Annotated in this window: 24 protein-coding genes; 10 read left to right on the forward strand and 14 right to left on the reverse strand. The window is 56.8% G+C overall.

Going from position 1 to position 21836, the window contains the following annotated elements; all coding sequences use genetic code 11:
* The first annotated feature begins 9 nt into the window (after window positions 1–9).
* From DVA44_RS05395 to DVA44_RS05405, 3 genes are read left to right on the forward strand one after another with little or no spacing between them, the layout of a single operon-like run.
* A complete protein-coding gene (locus DVA44_RS05395) occupies window positions 10–462 on the forward strand; it encodes a DUF421 domain-containing protein (RefSeq protein ID WP_103180823.1) in 453 nt (150 codons plus the stop codon).
* A complete protein-coding gene (locus tag DVA44_RS05400) occupies window positions 459–989 on the forward strand; it encodes a 2-oxo-tetronate isomerase (RefSeq protein WP_114316964.1) in 531 nt (176 codons plus the stop codon). The genes DVA44_RS05395 and DVA44_RS05400 overlap by 4 nt, the downstream gene beginning before the upstream one ends.
* A 10-nt stretch (window positions 990–999) precedes the next feature.
* On the forward strand, window positions 1000–1986 hold the full coding sequence (locus tag DVA44_RS05405; protein ID WP_114385911.1) for an SDR family oxidoreductase: 987 nt from the start codon (window positions 1000–1002) through the stop codon (window positions 1984–1986).
* Between the two features lie 148 nt (window positions 1987–2134).
* On the opposite strand, the gene cydB is transcribed toward DVA44_RS05405, so the two are convergent.
* From cydB to DVA44_RS05435, 6 genes are all read right to left on the reverse strand, one after another.
* Window positions 2135–3145, reverse strand: a complete 1011-nt coding sequence (gene cydB / locus DVA44_RS05410) for a cytochrome d ubiquinol oxidase subunit II (RefSeq protein WP_103180820.1) — start codon at window positions 3143–3145, stop codon at window positions 2135–2137.
* Window positions 3145–4548 carry a cytochrome ubiquinol oxidase subunit I gene (locus DVA44_RS05415; RefSeq protein ID WP_103822604.1) on the reverse strand — a complete coding sequence of 468 codons (1404 nt, stop codon included), beginning with the start codon at window positions 4546–4548 and terminating at the stop codon, window positions 3145–3147. Before DVA44_RS05415 ends, cydB begins: the two co-directional genes overlap by 1 nt.
* Before the next feature lie 74 nt (window positions 4549–4622).
* Window positions 4623–5495 carry a manganese catalase family protein gene (locus DVA44_RS05420; protein WP_103822603.1) on the reverse strand — a complete coding sequence of 291 codons (873 nt, stop codon included), beginning with the start codon at window positions 5493–5495 and terminating at the stop codon, window positions 4623–4625.
* A gap of 15 nt (window positions 5496–5510) precedes the next feature.
* Complete coding sequence (locus DVA44_RS05425) at window positions 5511–6017, reverse strand: ferritin-like domain-containing protein (protein WP_103822602.1); 507 nt, start codon at window positions 6015–6017, stop codon at window positions 5511–5513.
* 31 nt (window positions 6018–6048) lie between these two features.
* Window positions 6049–6543: a ferritin-like domain-containing protein gene (locus tag DVA44_RS05430; protein WP_103180816.1), complete on the reverse strand. Its 495-nt coding sequence runs from the start codon at window positions 6541–6543 to the stop codon at window positions 6049–6051.
* Window positions 6544–6636: 93 nt separating this feature from the next.
* Window positions 6637–6822, reverse strand: a complete 186-nt coding sequence (locus DVA44_RS05435; RefSeq protein ID WP_103180815.1) for a general stress protein — start codon at window positions 6820–6822, stop codon at window positions 6637–6639.
* 581 nt (window positions 6823–7403) lie between these two features.
* On the opposite strand from DVA44_RS05435, the gene DVA44_RS05440 reads away from it, so the two are divergent.
* Both DVA44_RS05440 and DVA44_RS05445 read left to right on the forward strand, forming a co-directional pair.
* Window positions 7404–7922 carry a hypothetical protein gene (locus DVA44_RS05440; RefSeq protein ID WP_114385912.1) on the forward strand — a complete coding sequence of 173 codons (519 nt, stop codon included), beginning with the start codon at window positions 7404–7406 and terminating at the stop codon, window positions 7920–7922.
* A 169-nt stretch (window positions 7923–8091) separates the two neighbouring features.
* Window positions 8092–8478: a VOC family protein gene (locus DVA44_RS05445; protein WP_114385913.1), complete on the forward strand. Its 387-nt coding sequence runs from the start codon at window positions 8092–8094 to the stop codon at window positions 8476–8478.
* Between the two features lie 33 nt (window positions 8479–8511).
* Here DVA44_RS05445 and DVA44_RS05450 read toward each other — a convergent pair whose 3' ends face one another.
* The 4 genes from DVA44_RS05450 to DVA44_RS05465 form a co-directional block, all read right to left on the reverse strand.
* Window positions 8512–9198, reverse strand: a complete 687-nt coding sequence (locus DVA44_RS05450) for an RluA family pseudouridine synthase (protein WP_114385914.1) — start codon at window positions 9196–9198, stop codon at window positions 8512–8514.
* Window positions 9199–9238: 40 nt separating this feature from the next.
* Window positions 9239–10474, reverse strand: coding sequence for an MFS transporter (locus tag DVA44_RS05455; protein ID WP_114385915.1), 1236 nt, complete (start codon window positions 10472–10474; stop codon window positions 9239–9241).
* 89 nt (window positions 10475–10563) lie between these two features.
* The gene (locus DVA44_RS05460) at window positions 10564–11043 is read right to left on the reverse strand and encodes a DMT family transporter (protein ID WP_114385916.1); all 480 of its coding nucleotides are present in this window, start codon (window positions 11041–11043) and stop codon (window positions 10564–10566) included.
* 4 nt (window positions 11044–11047) lie between these two features.
* Window positions 11048–11482 (reverse strand): DMT family transporter, encoded by a 435-nt coding sequence (locus DVA44_RS05465; protein WP_114385917.1) that lies wholly within the window; start codon window positions 11480–11482, stop codon window positions 11048–11050.
* 98 nt (window positions 11483–11580) lie between these two features.
* Between DVA44_RS05465 and DVA44_RS05470 the strand changes: the two genes are divergently transcribed.
* The 3 genes from DVA44_RS05470 (at window position 11581) to DVA44_RS05480 (ending at window position 13509) form a co-directional block, all read left to right on the forward strand.
* Window positions 11581–12525, forward strand: coding sequence for a LysR family transcriptional regulator (locus DVA44_RS05470; RefSeq protein ID WP_114385918.1), 945 nt, complete (start codon window positions 11581–11583; stop codon window positions 12523–12525).
* Window positions 12525–13109, forward strand: a complete 585-nt coding sequence (locus DVA44_RS05475; protein ID WP_114316970.1) for a hypothetical protein — start codon at window positions 12525–12527, stop codon at window positions 13107–13109. Before DVA44_RS05470 ends, DVA44_RS05475 begins: the two co-directional genes overlap by 1 nt.
* 214 nt (window positions 13110–13323) lie before the next feature.
* Complete coding sequence (locus DVA44_RS05480; RefSeq protein ID WP_114316971.1) at window positions 13324–13509, forward strand: hypothetical protein; 186 nt, start codon at window positions 13324–13326, stop codon at window positions 13507–13509.
* 218 nt (window positions 13510–13727) lie between these two features.
* On the opposite strand, the gene DVA44_RS05485 is transcribed toward DVA44_RS05480, so the two are convergent.
* Complete coding sequence (locus DVA44_RS05485; protein WP_114385919.1) at window positions 13728–14636, reverse strand: LysR family transcriptional regulator; 909 nt, start codon at window positions 14634–14636, stop codon at window positions 13728–13730.
* Window positions 14637–14849: 213 nt separating this feature from the next.
* Between DVA44_RS05485 and DVA44_RS05490 the strand changes: the two genes are divergently transcribed.
* Both DVA44_RS05490 and DVA44_RS05495 read left to right on the forward strand, forming a co-directional pair.
* On the forward strand, window positions 14850–16151 hold the full coding sequence (locus tag DVA44_RS05490; RefSeq protein WP_114317190.1) for an MFS transporter: 1302 nt from the start codon (window positions 14850–14852) through the stop codon (window positions 16149–16151).
* Window positions 16152–16164: 13 nt separating this feature from the next.
* Window positions 16165–16953, forward strand: a complete 789-nt coding sequence (locus tag DVA44_RS05495; protein ID WP_114316973.1) for a class II aldolase/adducin family protein — start codon at window positions 16165–16167, stop codon at window positions 16951–16953.
* Window positions 16954–17041: 88 nt separating this feature from the next.
* Here DVA44_RS05495 and DVA44_RS05500 read toward each other — a convergent pair whose 3' ends face one another.
* The 3 genes from DVA44_RS05500 to DVA44_RS05510 are packed head-to-tail and all read right to left on the reverse strand — an operon-like array spanning window position 17042 to window position 21811.
* Complete coding sequence (locus DVA44_RS05500; protein ID WP_114388374.1) at window positions 17042–18211, reverse strand: HlyD family type I secretion periplasmic adaptor subunit; 1170 nt, start codon at window positions 18209–18211, stop codon at window positions 17042–17044.
* Between the two features lie 10 nt (window positions 18212–18221).
* Entirely contained in the window at window positions 18222–20414 is a 2193-nt protein-coding gene (locus DVA44_RS05505; protein WP_114316974.1) for a type I secretion system permease/ATPase, read from the reverse strand.
* A complete protein-coding gene (locus DVA44_RS05510) occupies window positions 20411–21811 on the reverse strand; it encodes a TolC family outer membrane protein (protein ID WP_114316975.1) in 1401 nt (466 codons plus the stop codon). Before DVA44_RS05510 ends, DVA44_RS05505 begins: the two co-directional genes overlap by 4 nt.
* Between the last annotated feature and the right edge of the window lie 25 nt (window positions 21812–21836).

Here is a 21836-nt window from a genome sequence, read left to right on the forward strand (position 1 = left end):
GGCACCAACATGGAAATGATACTCAGGGCGGTGGCGATTTATCTGATTTTGCTGGTGGTATTTAAAATCGCCGGCAGGCGGGCGCTGCTGCAAATGACCAGCTTCGATCTGATCCTGTTATTAATTATTAGTGAGGCTACGCAACAGGCGCTGCTGGGGGATGATTTTTCCGTAACCGGCGCCATGCTCACCATTATTACGCTGGTGGTGGTGGATATGCTGTTTGGCATGGTGAAAAAATATATATCCGGTGCGGAATCGGCCATCGATGGCTCCCCGGTTATTCTGGTGGTGCACGGTGAACTGCAAAACGAAAAATTAAAGAAAGTCGATGTCTCCTGCGACGACATTCTGGTCTCTGCCCGGCAAAATCACGGCATAACCACTCTGGAAGAAATTAAATACGCCATACTTGAACGTAATGGTCATATTTCGATTATTCCTGAAGAGAGTGCATCATGAAAGAAAATGAAAATGTCTGGAACCAGGCCAAAACCACCAAAGAACTCACCCGCCAGGTATCAACTGTCCTGATCGATCTGGGCTGGCTGCTCACTACCGCAGAATCCTGCACCGGCGGCAACCTAGCCTCTGCGCTCTGCGCCGAGAAAGATACCGCCTCGTTCTTTGGTACCGGCGTGGTCACCTTTAACAACGAAGCCAAACACAAGGTACTGGGTGTCAACAATGCCACCCTGGAAAAGTACACCGCCGTCAGCAGCCAGACGGTGGGCGAGATGGCGCAGGGCGCACTGGAGCTTGCCGACGCGGATATCAGCATTGCCATCAGCGGTTATGCCGGGCCGGACGGCGGTGAGGATGGCACCCCGGCAGGCACCGTCTGGTTTGGCTGGTCTTTTCGCGGCGAGGTCACTACCGCCGTGCAGCACTTCACCGGCGAGTGCGAAGATGTGATTGAGAAATCGGTTCGCTACGCGCTTTCTGAACTGTTGCGGCAGATCCCGCACTGGAAAAAGCAACTGCATTAAGGAGAGCATGATGAGCGTTGTGGTGATCACCGGAGCGACGGCAGGCGTGGGCAAAGCCACGGCGCTGCGTTTTGCAGAGGCGGGCTATCACGTGGGAATTATCGCCCGGGATGACCCCAGCCTTGAGACGGCGCGGGCCGAAATTGAACGCTTCGGCGTGAAGTGTCACACGGTGAACGCCGATGTGACGGACGCGTCGGCCATCATGGCGGCGGCTAACGCGTTCGAGACGCAGCTCGGCGCAATTGACGTATGGATCAACAACGCCATGTGCGGGGTGCTGGCGCCGTTTCGCGCCATGAGCGATGAGGAGTTTCGCCGGGTCACGGACGTAACCTATCTGGGCTACGTTAACGGCACCCGGGCGGCATTGTCCGTGATGACCCCGCGCGATGCGGGACAGATTATCCAGGTGGGATCTGCGCTGGCTTACCGCTCCATCCCGCTCCAGTCCGCCTACTGCGGCGCGAAAGCGGCGATCCGCGGCTTCACCGACGCGGTACGCACTGAGCTTATCCACGAGCGTATCAATATCCAGCTGTCGATGGTGCAGATGCCGGGCCTTAACACGCCGCAGTTTAGCTGGGCGCGCAATAAGTTTGCTTTCGCCATGCGCCCCATCGGGCCGGTCTACGAGCCGGAGGTGGCCGCCGAGGCGATTTTCAACGTGACCCGCCGCCCTGTGCGGGAGCTGTGGGTCGGGCGCAGCACCATGCAGGCGATTATCGGCCAGTTTCTCTTCCCCGGCCTGCTGGATCGCATGATGGTGAAAAAGGGGTGGGAAGGGCAGATGACCAACGAACTCAACGTCCCCGAGCGGCAGGATTATCTTTCCGGGCCGGTCAGGGGGATGCATCAGGTCCACGGGCGCTTTTCCGACGAGTCGAGAACCCGGGCGACGGCCATCACCTCCGGCGTGCCGGGGAAAGTACTGCTGGGTAGCGCTGCGCTGGCGGGATTGCTGCTGGTGGGGAAACTGATCGCCCGGCGGAAATAGGTTAAGCAGTATCGTTTTGTAGGCCGGGTAAGGCAAAGCCGCCACCCGGCTTTTTATTGCGCACCGCCCGGCGGCACAATGCTTGCCGGGCCTGGGGGCGATTTGTAGGCCGGGTAAGCGTTAGCGCCACCCGGCAATGCTGCGACGCTTAGTGGTAGCCCTCGGTGTCAGTCACCTTGCCGCGAAACACGTAGTAGCTCCAGGCGGTATAGACCAGAATCAACGGGATGATCAGCAGCGTGCCCACCAGCATAAAGAGCTGGCTGGACGGCGGCGCGGCGGCGTCCCAGATGGTGATGCGTGGCGGGATAATGTTGGGCCACAGGCTGATGCCGAGCCCGCTAAAACCAAGGAAGATCAGCCCGAGGGTCAGCAGGAAGGGCCGGGTATGGCTGTGCGGATCGCGGGTGAGTCGCCAGATCCACAGACCGAAGATCCCCACCAGCAGCGGCACCGGCAGGAAGTAGAAGAAGTTCGGCAACGTGAACCAGCGGTCGGCCACATATTGCCAGCCGAGCGGGGTCCAGACGCTTACCACCGCCACTACCGCCAGCAGCGCCAGCAGCACCTTGCGGGTCAAATCCCGCATATGGCGCTGTAATGCCCCTTCGCTTTTCATAATCAGCCAGGTGGTGCCCAGCAGGGTATAGGCCACCATCAGCCCCAGTCCGCAGAAGAGGTTGAAGGGGGTCAGCCAGTCCAGCGACGAACCGGCGAAGCGGCGGCCTTCAACGTCAAAGCCGTTAATCATCGCCCCGACGACAATCCCCTGGCTGAAGGTCGCCAGCAGCGAGCCCCCGGCGAAGGAGTAGTCCCAGAAGGCGCGGTGCGACGGCGTGGCTTTAAAACGAAACTCGAACGCCACCCCGCGGAAGATGAGTCCGATCAGCATCGCGGTGAGCGGGATGGTAAGGGCGTCAATAACCACTGCATAGGCCAGCGGAAAGGCGCCAAACAGCCCGGCTCCCCCCAGCACCAGCCAGGTTTCGTTTCCGTCCCATACCGGGGCGACGCTGTTTACCATCACGTCGCGCGCCTGCGGGTCGCGCTCAAAGTAGAAGAGCATGCCGATACCTAAATCGAAGCCATCCATGATGATGTACATCAGGGTGGCGAAAACGATGATGGCAAACCAGATAACTGAGATATCGACGCCCATTACAGTTTCTCCTCTTCCGGAACCGGTTCTGCCGCCGAGAGCGGGCGTGCGGGTCTGCCGTCGGTCTTCATCGAGAGATTGTCGGTAGGCTGCGGTCCCTTCTTAATTAACCGCACCAGGTAGACTAACCCCACGCCAAATACCGAGCAGTAAACAACGATAAACGCCAGCAGGCTGATGCTCATTTGCAGGGTGCTGTGCAGCGACACCGCATCAATGGTGCGCAGATAGCCATATACGACCCACGGCTGGCGGCCCACCTCGGTCGTGACCCAGCCGGCGAGGATCGCGACTACACCCGCTGGCCCCATACTCAGGGCAAAGCGGTGGAACGGGCGGGAGTGATAGAGCCGACGGCGATGGCGCAACCAAAGGCTGATAACCCCCATCAGGATCATCAGCAGCCCCAGGCCCACCATCACGCGGAACGACCAGAAGACGATGAGCGAGTTAGGGCGCTCATCTTTCGGGAAATCTTTCAGCGCCGGGACCTGCTTATCCAGGCTGTGGGTGAGGATCAGGCTGCCAAGCGCCGGGATCTCCAGCCCATACTTGGTGCGCTCCTCTTCCATATCGGGCACACCAAACAGCAGCAGCGGCGTCGCTTCGCCAGGGGGATTTTCCCAGTGCCCTTCGATGGCGGCAATTTTTGCCGGCTGGTGTTCGAGGGTGTTCAGGCCGTGCATATCCCCGACAAAGGCCTGAATCGGTGCCACCAGCAGCGCCATCCACAGCGCCATTGAGAACATTTTGCGCACCGCCGGGCTGTCGTTACCGCGCAGCAGATGCCAGGCGCCGGAGGCACCAACAAACAGGGCGCTGCTCAGGAAGGCGGCGATGGACATGTGGATCAGACGATAGGGGAAAGAGGGGTTAAAGATGATGGCGAACCAGTCCTCGGGGATGACCTGGCCGTTCTCGATGCTAAAGCCCTGCGGCGTGTGCATCCAGCTGTTGGAGGCGAGGATCCAGAAGGTGGACATCAGCGTCCCCAGCGCCACCATACAGGTGGCAAAGAAGTGCAGGCCAGGCCCAACCTTGTTCCAGCCAAAAAGCATGACCCCAAGGAAACCCGCTTCGAGGAAGAAGGCGGTGAGCACTTCATAGGTGAGCAGGGGGCCGGTGATGCTGCCGGCAAACTGCGAAAAGCCACTCCAGTTGGTGCCAAACTGGTAAGCCATCACCAGCCCGGAGACCACGCCCATGCCGAAGTTAACGGCGAAGATTTTTAACCAGAAATGATAGAGCGAGCGCCAGACATCATTTTTCGTTCTCAGCCACATCCCCTCCAGTACCACCAGATAGCTGGCAAGGCCGATGGTTAACGCCGGGAAGATAATATGAAATGAGACAGTGAAGGCAAACTGAAGCCTGGCGAGATAAAACGCATCGAGTTCGAACATCGTACTCTTCCCCTGTCAGCGAAAAGCCCCGTATAGAACGGGGCATCGTGGTACGGCTGTTGTTGCGGGCGGGGTTACGGTTTATTTTTACCGGCACCCAGCTCAGCGCCAGTGAGCGGATCGGCTGTTGGATCCGACTCGGTGCGGCTCGCCATCGCTTTGAGTAGTGCGGCCTGCTCTTTCGTGAGCGTAACCTCGGCGCTGCCATCGCCGCCATCAACGGCGGGTTGCGGATCGGCAACGTACTCAAAGTTTTCATCGCTGTTCCAGCTGCCGCGAAGATCATCACCTGCAGACATATTGTAGTAGGTAGTTGCGTATTGTTCGATTGGCGGTAGTTTCCCTGGTGGGAAATTATTGCGAATCGACTGCAACGCCTTCTCAAACGAAAGCTGGTGTGCGGCTTCACGGGTCATCAGGAACGCAAGGGCATCTTTTACTCCCGGATCGTCAGTGACGTTGATCAGGCGTTCATAGATGATCTTGGCACGCGCTTCCGCCGCGATGTTGGAGCGCAAATCGGCGGTGGCTTCCCCGATGGTGTCGATATACGCCGCAGTCCATGGCACGCCTGCGGAGTTGGTCAGCGGTGGCCCACCGCCGTACAGCAGGGAGGTGATATGGCTGTCGTTACCGTTTTGCGTCAGGGAGCGGTAGAGTTCCGCTTCGCTTTCGGTGCCTTCTGCCAGCTCGCCTTTGGCGCCTTTGTTCAGCATGCCTACCAGCGTACCGATGATCTCAAGGTGGCTGAGCTCTTCGGTCGCGATATCCATCAGCATCTCTCTGCGGCCTGCATCATCATCGCCCAGCCCCTGGGTGAAGTAACGGCAGGCGGCCGCCAGCTCGCCCTGAGGGCCGCCAAACTGTTCAAGCAGCAGGTTTGCCAGGCCGGGATTCGGCTCGGCAACGCGGACGGTATACTGCAATTGTTTTACGTGTCGAAACATACGCTCACTCCCTGGTTATTTTTTCGCTTCGACACCGTCGGCATCTGAACGCAGCAGGAACTGCTCAGTCGTGTCAGGAATATGCTGGATCAGCCAGTCGGCCATGCGCTGCTCTTCCGCGAGGATCGATTCAATCGCAGGAATCGAGGCCACGTCTCCAGCTTTTCGCGCTGCGGCCAGCAGGGAGGTATAGCAGGCGATTTCGAACTGCTCGAAAACGTAGCCGCTAATAGAGCCTTTTACGATTTCATCCGAGGTCATAATGCCGCCGACAGACTGGCCGAACGCCATCATTTTGCTCATGGAGTCTTTCAACATTGAGCGGGAAATATCGTTACGGTCGAGGATCTCTTCCAGTACATTTATTTGCTGTTTGGTTTCAGTAAGATGCTGCTCAATACGGGCGCGGACATCAGGATAATTATCGATACGGCTCGCCATTGATTCGAGCATGGATTCCGCTTGCTTTTCCATGGCGTGAGCATCGCGTAGCCAGTCATGGTAGTGTTCTACGTGATTCATATTTTCGTCCTCGGGTTCGGTTATTTCAGGCTTACTTTTCTGCTTTCTGATTAATATTACCGACTGCCAAATCGGTCAGTTTAAGATCGGTGGATTTCTCTTCTTCCAGCGTCTCGGCTAATAATTTGACTGCCTGGGTATACCCTAATTGCTCCGCCAAAGTAGCGAGCGTGCCGTAGCTGGCAATTTCATAGTGTTCGACTTTTTGCGCCGCAGCGATTAATGCTGCATCGCGGACTTCATTTTTTTCTGTGCTTTCAAGGACTTCATTGGCTTCTTCAATTAACCCTTCCATCGCCACGCATTTCATTCTTTTCAATTTAATATTTGGCGTTTTCTCAATGAGCTGATCGATACGCTCAATCTGGCCATGGGTTTCTTCCAGGTGCGCTTTAAACGCAGCGCTCAGATCAGGGCTGGCGGCTTCGCGGGATAATTTAGCCAGCGCACGAGTAAGCTGTTTTTCTGCACTATAGGTATCGGATAACAAATGAATAAATACATCCTCTATACTTTTCATATTCATACTTTTTCTCCAGTGCTATAAAAATTCTGCGAGCCCGCGGACCCGCAGAGGTTACCCATTAAAGTGGAGAACAGGCTTTAATAATGAGATGAATTAAGAGTTGTCAGACTTGCGTCCGCCACCATGGCTATGCTGACCGCCCTTTTTACCTGCTTCGGAAGCGCGCTGCGGATCGTTTTTGAAATTACCACCGCTCTGCTGACCGCCTTTTTTCCCTGCTTCAGAGGCTTTTTCACGATCCTGTGCGAAATTACCTGAACCACCACGTTGCTCTGCCATATTATGTTTCCTCATTTACATCGTTTATGTCAGTAAGATACGTTTTTATTCGTATCCGTTGTCGTTCAGGATTAAATTTAGCCCCTATTTCCGAAGAGTCAAATGTGGTTTTGAAAATAAATTATCTTATGTTTTAAGATTTAACTGAATATATCGCTCCGCTTGTTTCACAAATAAGTTTCGCCAAGGTAATGTAAACAAACGACCTTCCGGGCGTTCTGCTTTATCGCTTGTTTTGTGTTTCGCTGAAACGGGCGAGTCCAGGCGTGGCGGGGCTCTTTACGTAAGTTTACACTTAAGGTGGCTCGCTTATAGCGCATATAAAAATATTGTACGTGGGATTAATCTTAATTGATTTTTATATTATTTATGGACGTTGTTTTCGGTTGTTAAATAATATAACAAATTGTTTACGTATATTATGTATGGATTCCAGTTACTCACGGGAATTACTACTTCAAAAAGAGTAAGCGAAGGGCAAATAAAAGAACCTGACAAAGTATGATGGTGGATCGCGTACCCCAGGCAATACTCAACCGGAACGGTGACGCGGTGTCACCCCGGAGGCGAAGGTGAACCCTATGCTTGATTTCATCTCTGGTGTCCTGATCCATACCCCCGTCTGGGTCTATCTGATTCTGCTGTTCCTGATAAGCAGAGGCATCCGGGCGCGTAAGCCCGCCACCGTTGCGCTGGAAAAGCTCGCTATCGTTCCGGCCCTGTTTCTGATCTGGGATATCTACGACCTGCTGGTCTTTCGCACGCTCACGCTCGCTACCGGCTCCCTGTGGCTGGCAGGTCTACTCAGCGGTGCAGCAATGGGCTATATCCTGATCAAAGGGGCGATAGTAAGCCGGGCTGCTGCCCCGCGCAGCATTTACCGTTCGGCGGACTACTCGGCACTGCCCATTATGATGCTGGCCTTCGCGGTGAAATATGTGCTGGGAGCGATCAGCGCCATTGCGCCCGAGACGCTGCAACGCCCCGGTGCAAGCGCCTTCGCCATCATTACCGGGGGGCTGTTCGCCGGGGTGTTTGTCGGCAAGTTTGTACGCTACGTGCAGGTCTATTTGTCGGCACCGGTGCAGCAGGCGGGGTGAGAGGGCTCATCGTTCTGGATTACCCGGATATCCCCATTCCGCTGCAAATCACCCGGACCGCCCGTCAGGCGTGCCGCCGTTATGTCGGAACGCACTGAGAGGAAAATGGCAAACGCAACGGCAGGTAGACTGAGGCGGCATAATAAACCAGCAGCCCACAGGAGCCCGGATGTTCACCCATATGCGTATTGCCAGACCTGTCATAGACCTCGAAAAGGCTTTTCTGATGTACAGCCAGGGGTTAGGACTGAAAAAGATTGCGGACTTTAGCGATCATCAGGGTTTCAGCGGGATCATGTTAGGGCGGGAAGATTTACCCTGGCACATCGAATTTACCGTGTGTCACCACCATCCCGTTCAGCCTCTGCAAACGAACGAGGATCTGATCGTTCTCTATTATCCCGACAAAGCGGAATGGGAAGCGGCCTGCGGGCGAATGCGCAGCGCGGGTTTTACCCAGGTAAGTTCGTTTAACCCCTACTGGGAGGTCAATGGGCGCACATTCGTGGATAACAACGGGTACCGGGTGGTGATTCAGAACCAGGCGTGGGGCTGAACTGACAGCATGCCGCGTGGCAAAATAACACTATCAAAACGGGCTGGCATGGCGGATATGGACAGGCTCCCCGCTGACCGGATGCACAAACCGCAGCTCGCTGGCGTGCAGCATCAGGCGCGGCGTGCGTTCGGTGCCGGGCATCTGCACTCCGCCATACAGGTCGCAGCCTAAAATCGGGTGGCCCAGCTGCTGGCAGTGAATGCGCAGCTGGTGGGTGCGCCCCGTCTCCGGGGTCAGTTCCACCCGCGTGACCGGCACATCTCCCTGATAATATCCGCGCTCCACCACCCGATAGCGGGAGCGGGCAGGCTTGCCGTTGATAGCGCAAATCGACATCCGCGGGAACAGCGCCGGATCTTTAGCAATGGGCGCGTCTATCACCCCTTCATCATCGGCCAGATGCCCGCAGAGCAGGGCGGTGTAAGTCTTGGTTACGCTACGCTGGCTGAACTGCAGGCAGAGGGCGGCATTGATCGCCTTATTGCGGGCAATCACCATCAGCCCGGAGGTGCCAAAATTGAGGCGATGCACCAGCGTGCAGCCCGGAAAGGTCTGAACCAGCCGGTAATGCACCGAATCGAGGTTTTGCGGATTTTTCCCCGACAGGCTGAGCAGCCCGCTGGGTTTATTGATCAGCACCAGATGGTCGTCCTGCCAGAGCGTCTCTATCGCCTCATGGCAGGGCGGGGCAATAAAATTATCGATAATCACTGACATCAGTCTGACCGCAGAAACAGGGGAGACGGATGATAACCTATTACGTATGCGATTTAAGCTGTGATGTGTTATCGAGTCGTCTGATGGCTGGCACCAGGCTGGCGGCTACCGTGGCGAGAACCACGGCACAGGCCGCCACCAGCAGCACGTTGCGGGTGCCATACTGGTTAGCCAGCGGCCCGGCGATAAGCTCGCCGAAGGGGATCGCCACAAACGATCCCACCGCATCGTAGGCATAGACGCGCGCCAGCTTATCCTGCGGGATATGCGTTTGCAGGGACTGGGCCCAGGCCACCCCAAAGAGGCCAAAGGTCACCCCGGCAATAAAGAACGCGGCAATCAGCCAGGGCGTGGAGGGGAGCAGGCTCAGCATAAAGATGGGCAGGGCGCAGCATGACACCAGCATCACGCCGATAAAGAGATCCCGGCGCGGTCGCCAGCGCAGGGCAAGGGAGGAGCCCACGATGAGGCCAATGCTCTGGCACGCCACAATAATCCCCCACTGCGCCCGGCCAAAAGAGGTATCCGCAATCACCGGCCCGAGCACCATCATTACCCCGCTGAAAGCGGCGTTAATAATGGTGAACTGCACGACGATCGACCACACCCAGGCCCGGCTGGCGAACTCCTGCCACCCCGCCTTTAAATCCTGCAGCATGTTGCTTTTAGAAGGCCCGGCTTCGAGGGCGGTCACGCGAATCATCAGGTAGAGGGGGGCGGCGGCGGCGAACCCCAGGGCATCAATGGCAAGCCCCCAGCCCGGTCCGACGGCGCCTGTCAGAACGCCGCCCAGCGACGCGCCGATGACCGTCCCGCTGTACACCCCCAGCTGAATAAAGGCGTTGGCTTCGCGCAGGTTTTTACCGGGGACCGTCTGGGGAACGAGGGCAGAAGAGGCGGGAAGGGTGATGCCCGCGGCGGCACCGTTTACCGCGCCAAGCAGGGTCAGGCTGAGCACCGTGGCGGATCCGTCCAGCACCGACCACGCCACGATAGCCTGCGAGATGGCGGCCACCACCGACGAGGAGACGAGCACCCGGCTGCGGGAGTAGCGGTCCGCTAATACTCCGCCCAGCAGCAGAAACAGCACGTTAAAAATCGAGCGGGAGGCCACGACGATACCTAAATCAGAGGCCGAGCCGCCAATATCCAGCACTGCAAATGCCAGCGCGATGGGGGCGATACCGTTGCCCAGGACGGTGAGAAAACGTGCGGCAAAAAGATGGCGAAAGGGGGAAAAATGATAAGCACGAACGCGTTTATTATCGGTTTTCATGGTGTTAATGGCTACGGGATGAGGGGAAGTACTATAAATGACCTGAAAGGCAAAAACACCTGCTTGCGCCTCCCCTCACCGAAGCCAGCTTAACTCCGCGTTTCTGCAGGCGCCTTCTCATCTGACTTTTGCGTGCTGCTGGAGTAGATGAACCAGAGTGCGATCCCGAGACAGAGGACAGCGCCCAGGCGCGTCATCGAAAAGGGTATGGCGTCGTTCCCCAGCCAGCCAAAATTGTCGATCAGCATGCTCATGGTCAGCTGGCCGAAAATCACCGCCACCGTGGCCACCGCCGTACCGATACGCTGTACGGCCAGCACCATAATGACGATGTACGGTACGCCAAACATCGCCCCCAGCAGCTGCCATTTAGGCACATCCAGCAGGCTGACGGCATGGTGCGGTTCAAAGAAGAAGATCAGCAGGGCGGTGATCAGCGCGCCGACGGAAAAGGTCAGGAACGCGCTTTTGAATACGCCCACCTTGCTGCCCAACTGGCCGTTGATGGCGGCCTGAATGCTCAGCGTCGCACCGCCAATCACCGCCAGAATAATCATAATCAATGTCATCGTCTTACCCCTGTGCAACCAGAACCAGCGCGGCAATGATAAACATCAGCGCGATGATGCGTTTAGTGTCAATTTTGCGGTGCGGCGTGCCCAGCAGGCCGTAGTGATCGATGATCAGGCTTTTAAAGACCTGGCCGGCAAGGATGCCAATCATCGTCATGGCGATACCGATGGCGGGCGTCACCACGGTGAGAATAATGACGTAGACCGGGCCGAGAACGCCGCCCAGCAGCTGCCATGAAGGCTGTGAAAAAAAGGACGGGCTGTTGCGTGGGCTGAAAAAGAGCATCAGCAAAAAGGTCAGGGCGGCACCGACGCCAAACACACTGAACGTGGCCCATAAATCACCTACCTCACCGCCGAGCGGCCCCAGTAGCCCTGCCTCGACGGACAGTCCCATCCCCCCGGCAATAACCAGTAAAATCAATATCAGCTGCATAGTTACTCTTCTCCGTTTTCAAGGCGGGGAAGCGTACGTCTGAACATCCGTGAGAAAAATGCCATAATGTAAGAAACACCTGTGCAGGAAATGCATTAATGCGCGACCCCGCCACCATCAGCCTCCGCTGGCTGCAGACCTTTAAAGAGGTCTATGAATCCCAGAATTTTTCGGTGGTAGCACGCCGGGAGGGGATTTCCGCTTCGCAGGTTTCGCGGGTCATCCATCAGCTTGAGGATGCGCTCGGCCAGCAGCTTTTTTACCGCAACACGCGGGCAATTATTCCCACGGAAAGTGGTCACCTTTTTATCCGCTATGCCCGCCTGATGCTCGGCAACCTTGAGGAGGCGCGCCGGGAGCTGGATGCGCGCAAGCAGGAGCCTTCCGGTCTGCTGCGCATCAACGCCCCCGTCTTTTTCGGTCAGCGGCATATCGCACCGGGGCTTCCCGGCCTGACGGAACGCTATCCCCGGCTCAGCATCGAGCTGACGCTGACCGATGATTATATCGATCCCCACCGGGATGCCGCCGACGTGATCTTTCGCATCGGCGCGCTGACCGACTCCTCATTTCACGCCCGGGTGCTGGGCCAGCAGTTTTATCATCTGGCTGCTTCTCCGGCTTATCTGCGCAAATACGGCACGCCGGAAACGTCGGACGACATAATGCGTCACAAATGCCTGGTCTATCGCGGCTCGTCCGGCCCCAACCGCTGGCTGCTGCGCCGGCCCGGCGAGGAGTGGACTCATTATCCCGTCACGCCGCTGATCTCTTCCAATAACGCGGAAACGCTGCTTATCGCCGCGCTGGGCGGGATGGGGATGGTACTGTTCCCGGACTGGCTGATTGGCGACCGGTTCCAGAGCGGGGAGCTGGTGAAACTGCTGCCGGCCTGGGAGACCTCCATCAATACCGAGCCCTACAACATTGCGGCGATCTACCCCCATACGCGCCACCCGCCGCTGAACGTGCGGGCGGTGATTGATTACTACGTTGAGGCGTTTGGTACGCCGCTGTACTGGCAATCCCAAAGGGGAATGTAATGCGTCACCTCTCTGTCCTGCTCTGTCTGTTATTACTCACCGGTTGCGTCGTCAGCTCGCCACAGAAAGCGCAATTTAATGCGGAGTATCCCAACCGCCAGGATATTCGCAGCCATACGGTGTACCGCTTTATGAATAAACCGCTCAAGCCGGGCGGGGGGAAATACTACGGCGCAAACGATCTGGCCGAGACGTTATATGTCAGAGCCGACAATGCGGCGATGGTGGAGTTACGCTTCAACTATCCTGGCCGATCGCTACAGGTGAAATCGCTGGATGCACAAAACAGAACGCTGCGGGAGGAGACTTTCACGCTGCTGGATGAGTCGGCGGCAAAACCGTCCGATGTCGAAAGCCGGTATTTTTTCCTGAGCAAAGAGGGCCTGCTGTTAACGAAGTTTAAAAATTGCACCCCGGATATGAGCGTCGGTTGCCGCTGGCAGGACCGGACGCTGTTTATTACCCGCAACGGCGATATGGCGGTGCAGTTAGCCAGCGGAACGGCGGGCATGGCGTTTCTGGTGATCCCATTTTATGGCTCGGAGAAGTATCTGGAGATTTTCCCCAGAGCACCGGGCGCTTAGGTAAATGCAAGATGCGCCCTTTCCCGGAGGGAGAGGGCATCAGGCCGCACTGCATTGCCGGATAGCGGCTCCGCCTTACCCGGCCGACAAAACTTGAGGAAAAGGGGGAGCAAACCGCACTCGCCCTAAGACAAACTCATAAATTGTTATTATTGTTTTTAAATCGCTAACCATAAGACTGTAACTACGTTAATTATCTTCCAAGGTAATGCATATGTTTGTGTCATGGTGGTTAATTGTTCCTGTCGTTATCGCGGTTGCCATACTCTTCGTTATGGTTTCCCGTCTCTCTAATGAGGTCGATAAGCTTGAAACGGCGTTAGAAGAGAGCCGGGGAAGGCTGAAGTTCCTTGGGCATCACACAGAGACGTTCAAACAGGCGAATCTGCGTAAGGGTTAACGACCCGGCTTGCCGCGTTACTGCGACTCTAAACAACAAGCCAGCTGTTGGAAATACACTGTGCGCTAAATCTGTCCACACATAATGTTATTAGTCACGCTCATGTTATTGCATATCGCTTAGCGCCAGCATCAGTGACAGCGGGGATGAACAAGTCCCCTTTACAGAAATGCCTGGTGTACAGTGAAACAGAGTGACTTCGCAAAACCGGCAAGTTATTACTCAACATTTTCAGCAATCCATTCAATAAGATGTTCTGCAAAACCTTCAGCGGCCGGTGAGTTAAAAAATTTTGAAGACTGGTATAAACAAACCTGGCGAACCACGTCCGGCGCAACAATACGGCGCATAACCAAACCGAAAGGTTTAGCCAGTAGCTTAACGTAAGCAGGGGACAGGGTTACGGCCAGGCCAGAAGAGGCTATACCCAGAGCGGTAGAAATATTATCTACCACATCGACAGGACTTATCCTTTCGGCACTGGGTAAAGCTCTTCCCATTTTAGCGACATTCTGTTCATGATCTCGTCCTGCCGTGACCAGCGGATACATTTTCAGGTTTTCCCAGCTTACCTCCTCAAACTGCGCCAGCGCGTGATCCGGCGTGCACCACAATACCCACGGACTTTCAAATAACACGGTGGAAATAATCTCTTCGCCACAGAACGCATTAGGACCTACCGACATATCGGCATCACCGTCAATAACGATATCGATAAGGCGTTCCACCGGGCAATCAATAATCCGAACAGCTACCTCTGGCTGAAGCACTCTGTATTCTTTGATGATTTTTGGCAGCATCGCGCTGGCAATAATCATCGGTGCCGCAATACGAACCACACCTGTCGCCCGGGCATTAATCGCTGTGGCAATGGTTTCAGCTTGCCTGGCACGTTTAAGTACCGCCCCCGCAGAATTGAGAAACTCCTTGCCAGTGACAGACAACGAAACGCGACGGGTACTGCGATCAAAAAGGCGGAAACCCAGCACGGACTCAAGTTCTTGTACAAGCTGGCTGACCGCAGAGGGTGTCAGCCCCAGACGCTCACCGGCATCCGTGAAACTATGGGTTTCAGCGACCGTAAGAAAGGTTTCCAGCTGACGCAGGGTAAAGCGTAAAAACGGCATGGTGGCAGTTCCGATTAACGATGTTTTCTAACAAATAAACCAGATTAATTAAATTGTACACAACAAGTCATTAACATATTAATGGTTTCAAATAAATATAAAACCTCTACCCACACCCTACAGCAGAGGAGCTACCCTGCAATGACTTTGGAAAAATCTGGTTCTTTTGTGAGCCCCGCCCGCGGCGAAACAGAGTTCAGTTCTGTGGGCTCTATGCAAACGGATAATGAACTTATTAAAAAAGTGTCCGGCAGACTAGTCTGGTTTCTGTTTCTGCTTTACGTGTTTGCTTTCCTCGATCGCATTAATATTGGTTTTGCGGGCCTTACCATGTCGCAGGATCTTGGATTGACTGCGACAATGTTTGGCCTCGCAACAACCTTCTTTTATATCGCTTATATTGCCTTCAGTATTCCCAGCAATATTGCCCTCGGACGCTTCGGCGCCCGACGCTGGCTGTCGATTATTATGATCGTCTGGGGAGTTGCTTCTACGGCGACGCTTTTTGCCCACGACGCGCAAAGTCTGTATATATTGCGCACGCTTGTGGGGATCGCTGAAGCGGGCTTTATTCCGGGAATATTGCTTTATCTGACATTCTGGTTCCCTCAGGCCTGCCGCGGACGAACCAACGCTTTATTTATGATAGCCACACCCGTTACCACAGCCCTGGGGTCAGTGGTGTCCGGTTACATCCTTGAAATGAATGGTTTTTTAGGCCTGAAAGGGTGGCAATGGTTGTTTCTCCTTGAAGGCCTCCCTTCGGTCGTCCTGGGCATCGCCGTCCTGTTTTATCTCGATGATAACCCGATGAAAGCAAACTGGCTGACCCGTGAGGAAAAAGCACGACTGACAGCAATGCTGGCTGCTGAACAAAGCCAGGCGGACGTACCGAAAGAGCGAAAGGGAAGTCTGATAAGCGAACTTTGTCAGCCGGTCATAATAAAATTTGCCCTGGCCTATTTGTGCCTTGTTAATACGCTTAGCCTGATTGGGATATGGATCCCTCAGATTGTAAAAAGCTTTAATGCTGCCAGCAGCAACATCACTATTGGTTTACTCGCTGCTATTCCTCAGATATGCACCATCATCGGCATGATTTGGTGGAGCGCACGCTCCGATCGCCGTCGTGAACGAAAATGGCATATTGCGATCCCCATGCTGTTCGCAGCGGTCGGCTGGTTGCTAACGGCCTACGCTGAAAACCCCATTATTCGTCTTGCTGGCATCGCAATGGCCTCTACCGGTGGTTTCTGCGCCATGGCGATATTCTGGACCGCGCCAGATAAAGTCCTTTCAAGTCGTAGTAAACCTGTGGGTATAGCCCTGATAAATGCGGTTGGCAATATCGGATCGGCCCTGAGCGCTTTTGTCGTGGGTTATCTGAGAGATGCGACCAACAGCTTTTCCTCTGGCCTGCTTTACGCGGTGGTCGTTCTGTTATTAGGGACGCTGTTTATCGCTGCCATTCCAATGAAGCCCGCTGCAGACAAAAACCCTGCCTGTTCATCTTAAAAGGAGAGTCATCATGACCATAACATTAACCCATTCTTATCCTGATTCCCGTAATGACATTCCCGCTGGCTACAGTCCGGAAGAGTGGGCGGCAAGGGTCGATCTTGCAGCCTGTTATCGTATCTTTGCTCACCTTGGCTGGAACGAGCTGATTTACAACCACATCACCTTACGCTTGCCGGGGCCTGAGAAACATTTTCTTATTAACCCCTTTGGTCTGATGTATTCAGAGGTGACGGCTTCGTCGTTGGTGAAAATTGATAATAAAGGCAACATCATCGGACACAGCGACTGGCCCATCAATCCAGCCGGCTTTACCATTCATGGCGCCATACATGACAGTATCCCGGAAGCTCACTGCGTTATGCACACCCATACCACCGCAGGCATGGCAGTGGCATGTTCCGCAGGAGGTCTTTCAATGAGCAACTTTTACTCGGCACAGCTTTATGAAAAAGTGGCATATCATGATTTTGAAGGCATTACGGTACATGCTGACGAAGGGCCCCGCTTGCTCAGAAGTATTGGCGACCGTCCCTGTATTATCCTGCGAAACCACGGTCTGCTGGCCTGGGGACACAATTTACCTCAGGCTTTCGCGAATTTATGGCTCCTGAATCGGGCATGTGAAATCCAGGTCGCCTCAATGTCGATGGGGCCGGTACTGGAGATACCTGAAGATATCCAACGCAAATGCACCCAGGATTCGCTACAGTTCGATCCTCGATTTGGCGCAGGACAAGATGTTTTCAAAGCGCTTACGCGACTGATCGAGCAGACAGATCCATCCTGGCGAACATAGCCGAACCGTAATTTACAGCGGCTCGCCGAACCTCTGCTGGAGAGCCGTTTTAAGCCGGGTAAGGCGCAGCCGCCACCCGGCGCTCTTGCTATCGCTCCCTTAGCGCCTCTTTCGCCCGGTTAAACGGCTTGATCATATAATCCATCACCGATTTCTCGCCGGTCTTGATATCCACCGTGGCAATCATCCCCGGCACAATCGAGAAGTGCCTGCCCGCTTTGTTCACCAGGTAATCCTGGCTGGTGCGGATAAACACCCGGTAGTAAAACACTTCCGGTTTGGCTTCATCCTGAATGGTGTCCGGGGAGATGGTCTCCACCACGCCATCCAGCCCGCCGTAGATGGCGTAATCGTAGGCGGTGATCTTCACCAGCGCCTTCTGGCCGGGGTGGATAAAGGCGATATCGCGCGGCGACAGGCGGGTTTCAATCAGCAGGTGATCGTCCACCGGCACAATCTCCATCACTTCGCCGTTCGGGGGAATAACGCCGCCGATGGTGGTCACCTTGATGTTCTTCACAATGCCGCGCACCGGCGAGGTCATCGTCAGGCGGGTCACCGAGTCTTCACGTCCTTTCAGCACCGCCGTGAGCATATCCACTTCGGCGTTCGATTTAGAGAGCGCCTCCCGGGCCTGAACATAGTACTGCGAGCGCAGGTCGGTGAGCTTCAGCTCAAGATCGCTCTTCTGGCGTTGCAGGCGCAGCGCCTCGACGTGGCTGGCGGCGCCGGTTTTCACCAGCCGCTGGGTGATCGCAAGCTCCTTATTCACCAGATCCAGCGCCTGGCGCAGCTCGCGCCGGGAGTCTTCCAGCTGCTCGCGGCGGGAGTTGTAGAGCCGGGTTTCGGCGGCGATCAGGTCGGTCCATTTCGCCAGCTCCGGCGGAAAGGTGAGGGGCAGATCGTTCACCTCTGCACGCAGACGGGCGCTGGAGGCCAGCGACGCGCGGTAGCGGGCGGCACTTTCACCGACGTTGGATTCAGAACGGGTCGGGTCGAGGCGCGCCAGCACCTGGCCGGCCTGCACCTGATCCCCTTCGTGAACTTTCAGCTCGGCGAGGATCCCGCCGTCGAGAGACTGCAACACCTGCTCCCGGGAGCTGGGGATCACTTTCCCGGTGCCGGTGGAGACCTCATCGAGAATGCTGAACCACGCCCACACCCCGGCAGCGACAAACAGCAGCAGGCTGAATAACACAATGCTTCTCGCCCCGGTATAGCCGCTCTCGGAGCCGAGGGCGTTATCCAGGTCATCCATCGCCGCAACGTCACGCTGATTGATTTTCATTTTTCCACTCCCGGCCATTTGCCTGCTGCGGTTGCTGCATCCGGCTGTTGCTCAGCGCCTGCGCTTTCGGCGCGTCCATCACCAGCATGCCCTCTTTCAGCACCACCACGCGCTCCACCAGCTCCAGCATCGGTACGCGGTGGGTGGCGACAATCAGCGTGCGGTGGCCGAGCCACTGGCCCAGACGCTGGATAAATTCGCGCTCGGTGTGCTCATCCAGCGAGGCGGTGGGTTCATCCAGCAGGACGACGTTGGGATCGCGCAGGAACATACGCGCCAGCAAAATTGACTGGCGCTGGCCGCCGGAGAGCCCGACGCCGTTTTCCATAATCGGGTGATCCAGCCCCTTCGCCAGCTTCTGCACAAAGCTGGCCGCGCCGCACATCTCCAGCACGGCAAAGATCTCCTCGTCGGTAGCCCGCGGCATCCCGAGGGTGATGTTCTCCCGCAGGGTGCCGTAAAACAGCCGCGCGTTCTGGCTCATCAGGCCGACGTTGCGGCGCACATCCGCCATGTCGAGATGGGGCAGGCTGAGGTTGTCGAGCCGCAGCTCGCCGCCCACCAGATCCATGCTGCCCACCATCGCCTGCAGCAGGGTCGATTTGCCCGCGCCGTTACGCCCCAGCACCGCCACATGCTCGCCGGGTTTAATCTCCAGCCGGTTGATGCGCAGCGCCGGGTTCTGCGCATCGCCCCCGTAGGCGAACTGCGCCTGCTCGAAGAGGTAGTGTCCACGCAGCACATCCTGGCGGATAGGCGTCTCTTCACGCTGGTTCTCGGTCGGGAGTTGCATAATGTTGTCCAGCCCCTCTTTGGCCGCCTTCACCTGCTGCCAGCGGGCCAGCACGCCGCACAGGGTCGCCATCGGGGCGATCATCCGCGAGGCCAGCATCGAGGCGGCCACCACCGCACCGGTGGTCATTTCGCCTTCGATCACCATCGGCGCACCCACCACAATCACCGCGGTGTAGACCAGGCTCTGAATGGTCATCCCCCAGCTGATCAGGCCCTGGGTCAGCTCCCGGGTCTTAAGGCCCGACTCGGCGGTGATCTGAATGTAGCTGTTCCACTGTTGCAGGAAGCGGTTCTCCGCCTGCATCAGCTTGATGTCCTCCAGCCCCTGCACGCTCTCCACCAGCACGGCGTTACGCAGGGTCGCCTCGTGGGCCGACTGCTTCGCCAGCGCCGCCAGCTTTTTCTGCAGCAGCAGGCCCGGTAGCACCATCACCACCGCCGCGACCGGGGCGATCCAGGCGAGTGACGGGGCGATGATCGCCAGCACCACCACAAACAGGAAGAAGAAGGGCAGGTCGACGATGGTAGAGATGGTGGAGGAGGTGACCATCTCGCGGATCTGCTCCAGCTCGCGCAGCTGGGAGATAAAGCTGCCGGTGGAGCGGGGCACCGCGCTGTTGCGCAGGCGCAGGGCGTGGCCAAACACTCGGTCCGAGACGCGCATGTCGGCCCGTTTGCCGAGCAGATCCATAATGTGAGACCGGGCGATACGCAGGATAAAGCCGAACAGGGTGGCAATCAGTACCCCGATGGTCAGCACATAAAGGGTGGGGTAGGACTGGGCGGGGATCACCCGGTCATAGACCTGCATTGAAAAGAGAATGCCCGCCAGCGACAGCAGGTTGATGAACAGCGCCGCCAGCATCACGTAGGTATAAGGCCGCAGGTCGCGCATCACCAGCCGATAGAGCCAGTCCGGGCGGTATTTGGAGATATAGGCATCCACGCGGCTGTCTTTCAGCGCCGCCAGCGGGCGTAGGGCCACCACCTGGCGAATGGCCGGGAGCATCTTCGCCAGCGAGATGCGGTTGGTCTGCGCCTTGCCGTCAAAGAAGCAGACATCCAGCAGATCCTCGCCGTCAAAGTGCTCAATCACCCCAATCTTGCCGTCGTTAAGCTCCACCACCACCGGCAGGCGCCAGCTGTTGATGGACTCCTGGCCGTTGGTGAGTAGCTGAAAGGAGAGGCCCGCTTCGCGGGCAAGCCCGGTCAGCGCCGGAATTTTGCTTTTACCCTGTAGCCAGGGTGCGCCCGCCACCAGCGCGCCGGGGGAGCAGGCCACCCGGTAGCGGGTGGCGACGTAGCCAAACGCCTGCGCCCAGTGCTCCAGCGCCTCTTGCGTCAGTGTCTCCTCATAAAGGATATCGTCTCGGATCATGGTTGGATCTCCACTGACTGAATGGTGTGGTTTTCAAGGCCGAAGGCATTGCGCATCCGCCCGGTGTTATAGAGGCAGTTGATTTGCAACTGGCGAAGCTGCCCGGCGGTTTGCCACTGGGTAAAGCGGGTCTGAAAGACCTCCTGCTCGGCGTTCAGCACGTCCAGCAGGGGACGGGAGCCCAGATCCAGATACTGCTGCTGATAGAGTTCGCGGGTACGCTGGCTGAGCGTCTCCTGGCGGGACTGGATCTGCAGGGTGCTCATCAGGCTCATTACCTGGCTTTTGGACTCCAGCAGCTTTTGCCGCACGTCCAGCCGGGTGCGCTGAATATTGGACTGCGCCGCTTCCACCGCGTGGCTGGCGGCGTTGCGCCGGGCGCTCAGCCCGCCGCCCTGGTAGATGGGCATCTCGACGTTCACCGAGACGTTGTACTGGGTTTTGTCCAGCGTATCGTGGCCGGGGTAGCGGTTGTTCATGTAGTGACGCACCTGCGGCTCCAGCGAGACGGTAGGGGTCATCTGCGCATTGGCGTAATCGAGGTTCGCCTGCGCCACGTTAGCCTGCGCCCAGGAAGCCAGCACCGCGGGCACCAGCCGGTCATCCGGCTCGTTGATGTCGCAGCTGCGGGCGAGTTTTTCCGGGAAGGCGTTGCTGACCGCGTTCAGATTGCTCCAGCCGAGGTTGCTCATCAGCGTGGCGCGGGCGCTGTCGAGGTTGGCCTGATACTGCATCAGCTGCGAACGCGCCCCTTCGATACGGGCGTCGGTCTGCACCACGTCCGAGAGCGAGGTGGCCCCTTCGTCGTTACGCTGGCGCGTCAGCTTGCCAATGGCGCCGAGCGCCTCAAGCTGCTCTTCGGCGGTCTCCACCATCTGCTGCCACATCTGCACCTGCACCAGCGCGATGGCGGTATCCCGGGCGATAGTGTCGATGCTCAACAGCACGTTGGCCTGCTGTTGCACCACGCCCGCGTCTTCGGCGCGCACCTGGCTTGCCACCTTGCCAAAGTCATAGAGCATCTGGGAGAGGGAGACCACCACCGAGGGGGTAAAGCCGGTATCGCTGGAGTTGTTGCTGTAGCCGTTGTCTATCCCGGCGCTGATTTGCGGATAGTATTTCGATTTAGCGACATCGACCTGCTGGATCTGTTCGTAAAGTTTGCCCACCGCTTCGCGAATGGTGGGATGCCAGTTGACGGCGCGGGTCACCGCATCGCCGAGGGTTAAGGTACCGGGGGCGGCCTGACGGGTGGGCAGGGCGACCCGTCCATCCAGAGCGGGCAGCGCCTGATTTTCATTTAATTGTCCAAAACTGATTACCGCAGGCGAATCGGCGGCAAGGACCTGTGCAGACAACAGGCAGCACCCAAGCCACCAGCAAGGTACTTTGTTCATGGCATTATCCCTAAAAAAACTGAAC

It is taken from the genome of Leclercia sp. W17 (assembly GCF_003336325.1).
Lineage (GTDB): Bacteria > Pseudomonadota > Gammaproteobacteria > Enterobacterales > Enterobacteriaceae > Enterobacter.